Below are 4505 nucleotides of genomic sequence, written 5' to 3' on the forward strand. Positions count from 1 at the left end.
GCGCGCGCGGCGCGCAAGGCGCGGACGCTGGTATCCAGTTTCACGATTTTTTCGCAGCCCGATCCGCTGCCCGCGCTACAACGCTACATCGAGCGTTACCCGGCGATTGCGGACTATCTGAAGGAGCGCGACTGGCGCGGCGAAGCTGCCGGCACGCTGCTGCCGTTCCACGCGCGGCTGCTGCCTTATCTGGATGAGTTGACGCCGCTGTGGACTCACAACGACTGGCACGCGTCCAACCTGCTGTGGACCGATCGCAGTGCGGCGGCGGGCGTCGAGACCATCCTCGATTTCGGCCTTAGCGACCGCACCTGTGCGCTGCACGACCTGGCAACCGCGATCGAGCGCAACGTCATCGAATGGCTGGCGATCCAGGAAGGCAAGACCGACGCAGTCCATCCCGACCTGCTCGATGCATTGCTAGACGGCTACCATCTGGTGCTGCCGCTGAGCTCGCGCCAATGGCGGGCGCTGGCGGCCTTGTTGCCGCTGGTGCATGCGGAATTCGCGCTGGCCGAGCTGGCGTATTTCCACGGCATTACGCGTTCGGCCAACAATGCCGCACTGGCCTACGACGCTTACTATCTTGGACATGCCGCCTGGTTCAACAGCACTGCCGGCCGCGCGCTGCTGGCGCGCATTACAGCGCGCGCGGAAGCAGCCTGACACTGAAAGCTGAAAAGGCTAAAACGCCGCCTCGGCCTTGATGACCTTCGGGTCGATCTGCACCATCTCTTCATTGTTTCCCAGCCAGATCTGGCCGTCCTGGATCGTGCATTGCAGCTGCATGTTGCGCTGGGCGAGCTTTTGCAATGCCTGGCTGGTTTCGGCGGCGATGTTGATGACGGTGAGATTCTTGGCGCGCTCGACTCGGCTGCCGATCTGGTTCCACCAGATGCTGCTGACGCTGCTGTAGCTGTAGACGATGACGTGTGCGGAGCGGCCGCAGGCCTTGAGGATGCGCTTGTCGTCGGGCTGGCCGACTTCGATCCACAGATCGATGGCGCCGGTCAGGTCCTTTGCCACCACGTCCGGGTCTTCGACATCGGACAGACCCTTGCCGAAGGTCAACGCTTCGCTGGCGTTGAGCGCGAAGGCCAGCACGCGAATCATCATGCGCTCGTCGGTTTCCGACGGGTGGCGTGCGATGGTCAAGGAGTGGTTCTGGTAGTAGTGCCGATCCATGTCGGAGATCTGCAGATCGGCTTTGAAAATGGTTGCTTTGAGCGCCATGACGGTCTTCTTTTTTGATGCGGGGAATGGATTACTTGCGAAGGATGTGAAGCATAGCCGATTTCAAGGGCTTTTCTACGCTTTCCCGCAAGATTGGAAAACCCCGCCCATGAGACAATTCCGCCATGGACACCGCCACTTTCCCCGCTGACGATACGGTCATCAGCCTGACCCAGGCTTGGGTCGCCGAAGCCGTGATCGGCCTGAACCTCTGCCCCTTTGCCAAATCGGTCTACGTCAAACAACAGATCCGCTACGTGGTCAGCCACGCCGACAACGAAGCCGACCTGGCGCAGCAACTGCTGAATGAATTGCAACACCTGCAGGCTGCCGATCCCGAGTTGCTCGACACCACTTTGCTGATTCATCCACACGTATTGCAAGACTTCTACGACTACAACAACTTCCTCGATGTTGCCGATCAGGTGCTGGAAGACGTGGAGCTGGACGGCGTCATTCAGATCGCCAGCTTTCATCCGCAATATCAGTTCGCCGACGCCCTGCCCGACGATATCGACAACTACACCAACCGCTCGCCGTTTCCAATTTTGCATCTGTTGCGTGAAAGCAGCATCGACCGGGCGGTCGCCGCCTACCCCGAAGCCAGCGCCATTTTCGAGCGAAACATCGCAACCATGCGGGATCTCGGCCTAAAGGGCTGGAATCGGCTGGCTTTTGTCGTATCAAAGAAACAACACCAATTATAGAAAAAATCCTGTTAATATCTGTTACAAATTCGAGGTGATTTCTCGCAACTATTTTGTAATAGACTTTTCTGAACGGATGTACTGCGCGTCAACATTGGCGTTTTGATAGTACCGACGTTGGGAGCATGGAAACGAATAGTGAAGGCTGGCAAGTCAGACCGACTGATCCCGATGGCCTTGGTTCGAGTTGTGTTGTTGCAGTGGGAAAAGAATGGCACCTCTGATGGAAACTAGTGAACCACGTTTTGCAGTTTTACCAAGAACTAATGCACTTGCACAAACAAGGCCTTTATAAACATCTGCATAATGGAACGTCCGATCATGACTACACCTAATAGCATCAACGATAATTCCCTTTCGGATCAAATCAACTACGATCCCAACCACCTGCTGGATGCGCTCATCGAGAAACTGCATCTGAAAAACGATGCCGCCTTATCGCGCGCGTTGGAAGTGGCTCCACCGGTCATCAGCAAGATTCGTCACCGCCGTCTGCCGGTTGGCGCGTCGCTGCTGATCCGCATGCACGAAGTCAGCGAACTGTCGATCCGCGAACTGCGCGAACTGATGGGTGATCGTCGCGAGAAATTCCGCATCAGCGACAAGCAGTTCAAACCCAAGCCAGGCGCCGCGCCGGCTGCTGCGCCAACCACCGGCAGCGCCGAGTAAGCCGCACCCGGCCAAGCCTCGGTAGGACAATAGAAAACGGAGCCAGCGGCTCCGTTTTTTATTGCTGAGCTCGGCAGCAGCCTCTGCCGCCGAGGGCGTCAGGCGGGGAAGACCCCGGTAGACAGATAGCGATCGCCCCGATCACAGACGATGAAGACGATGGTGGCGTTTTCCAGCTGGTGCGACAGCCGCACCGCCACCTCACAGGCGCCGGCGGCCGAGATGCCGCAGAACAGGCCTTCCACCATCGCCAGCTTGCGCGCCATGTTTTCGGCGGCTGCCTGGCTCACCGATTCGATCTGGTCGACGCGCGGCTTTTCATAGATCTTCGGCAGATAGGCCTCCGGCCATTTGCGGATGCCCGGGATGGACGAACCTTCTTCCGGTTGGGCGCCGATGATCTGGATCCCGGGATTCTGTTCCTTCAGGTAACGCGACACGCCCATGATGGTGCCGGTAGTGCCCATGGCGCTGACAAAATGGGTGATGCGGCCTTCGGTGTCGCGCCACAGTTCGGGACCGGTGGTCTCATAGTGGGCCTGCGGATTGTCGCCATTGGCGAACTGGTCGAGGATCAGGCCCTGCCCTTCCTTCTGCATCTGCTCGGCGAGGTCGCGCGCGTATTCCATGCCGCCGCTCTTGGGCGTGAGGACGATCTTGGCGCCGTAGGCGGCCATGCTCTGGCGGCGTTCTTCGCTGAGGTTTTCAGGCATCAGCAAGACCATCTTGTAGCCGCGCAGCGCCGCCACCATGGCCAGCGCGATGCCGGTGTTGCCGCTGGTGGCTTCGATCAGGGTGTCGCCGGGCTTGATCTGGCCGCGTTCTTCAGCGCGGCGGATCATCGACAACGCGGCGCGGTCCTTGACCGACCCGGCCGGATTGTTGCCCTCCATCTTGCCGAGGATGATGTTGTTGCGTCGCCTGGCTTCTTCGCCGCCGAGGCGTTGCAATTGAATCAAGGGCGTATTGCCGATGGTGTCTTCGATGGTCAGATAAGGCATGGTCGGAGGAATCCTTTCAGGAGTCTCATTTTAATATGAGTCTTTGTCATGTGCCGGGCAGCCCTAGCGACAAGATACTTATATAGTTATAGCAAATACGCCTAACGCCGCTTTGCCGCGCCGGCCATGCCTTACACTGTCCGCGCCCGCCGTTCTTCCGTCTTCCCCAAGGAGCCGCAATGAAAACGCACGATGTCGCCAACCAGGTCCCGGACCTGCAGGACTTCAATCTGTATGACACCGATACCGCGCTGCGCCACGGAGTGCAGCACAGGCAGGCCGGCTGGCATGCATCCGCGCTGGCCAGTTACGGCGCCGAACTGGGCAGCGCCGAGGTCTTGCAAATGGCAGCGTTGGCCAACCGCCACGCGCCCGAACTGAACACCCACGACCGCGTCGGCAATCGCATCGATCGCGTCGACTTCCATCCCGCCTGGCACGCCTTGCTGGGCCTGCTGCGGCGGGAAGCCTTGCACGCGCTGCCGTGGATGCCCGAATTCGACGGCAAGCCCGGCGCCCACGTAGCGCGCGCCGCCGGCTATTTCCTGCATGCCCAGATCGAAGCCGGGTCGCTGTGCCCGACCACCATGACTTTTGCCTCGATCCCGGTATTGCGCAGCGAAGAAGCCTTGTACGGACTGCTGCGCGACAAACTGTTTTCACGCCGGCACGATTCGCGCGACCTGCCGCTGGAACAGAAGCACTCGATGCTGATCGGCATGGGCATGACAGAAAAACAAGGCGGCTCCGACGTCCGCAGCAACACCACCGCGGCGCGCCCTCTCAACGGCAGCGGACGCGGCGCGGCGTACACACTGACCGGTCACAAGTGGTTTTTCTCGGCGCCCTACACGCGACGCGCCGGCGCCGAAGGCGGAGGCCGAGACCCCGAGTT

Annotated in this window: 6 protein-coding genes; 4 read left to right on the forward strand and 2 right to left on the reverse strand. The window is 59.8% G+C overall.

The window, feature by feature from the left end:
* Positions 1 to 666: phosphotransferase (locus HLUSI_RS0121725; protein WP_016835973.1), on the forward strand; the 666-nt coding region annotated here is incomplete at its 5' end.
* Positions 667 to 684: 18 nt separating this feature from the next.
* Here the strand turns inward: HLUSI_RS0121725 and HLUSI_RS0121730 are convergent.
* Complete coding sequence (locus HLUSI_RS0121730) at positions 685 to 1233, reverse strand: YaeQ family protein (protein WP_016835974.1); 549 nt, start codon at positions 1231 to 1233, stop codon at positions 685 to 687.
* 125 nt (positions 1234 to 1358) lie between these two features.
* On the opposite strand from HLUSI_RS0121730, the gene HLUSI_RS0121735 reads away from it, so the two are divergent.
* Together HLUSI_RS0121735 and HLUSI_RS0121740 are read left to right on the forward strand one after the other, a co-directional pair.
* Entirely contained in the window at positions 1359 to 1940 is a 582-nt protein-coding gene (locus HLUSI_RS0121735; RefSeq protein WP_016835976.1) for a DUF1415 domain-containing protein, read from the forward strand.
* 321 nt (positions 1941 to 2261) lie between these two features.
* Positions 2262 to 2609, forward strand: a complete 348-nt coding sequence (locus HLUSI_RS0121740) for a hypothetical protein (protein WP_029363870.1) — start codon at positions 2262 to 2264, stop codon at positions 2607 to 2609.
* A gap of 98 nt (positions 2610 to 2707) precedes the next feature.
* Here the strand turns inward: HLUSI_RS0121740 and cysM are convergent, their stop codons facing one another.
* Positions 2708 to 3610: a cysteine synthase CysM gene (gene cysM / locus HLUSI_RS0121745; protein WP_016835978.1), complete on the reverse strand. Its 903-nt coding sequence runs from the start codon at positions 3608 to 3610 to the stop codon at positions 2708 to 2710.
* Between the two features lie 179 nt (positions 3611 to 3789).
* On the opposite strand from cysM, the gene HLUSI_RS30030 reads away from it, so the two are divergent.
* On the forward strand, positions 3790 to 4505 hold a 716-nt coding region (locus HLUSI_RS30030; RefSeq protein ID WP_016835979.1), incomplete at its 3' end, for a hypothetical protein.

The sequence above is a fragment of the Herbaspirillum lusitanum P6-12 genome (assembly GCF_000256565.1).
GTDB lineage: Bacteria > Pseudomonadota > Gammaproteobacteria > Burkholderiales > Burkholderiaceae_D > Herbaspirillum > Herbaspirillum lusitanum.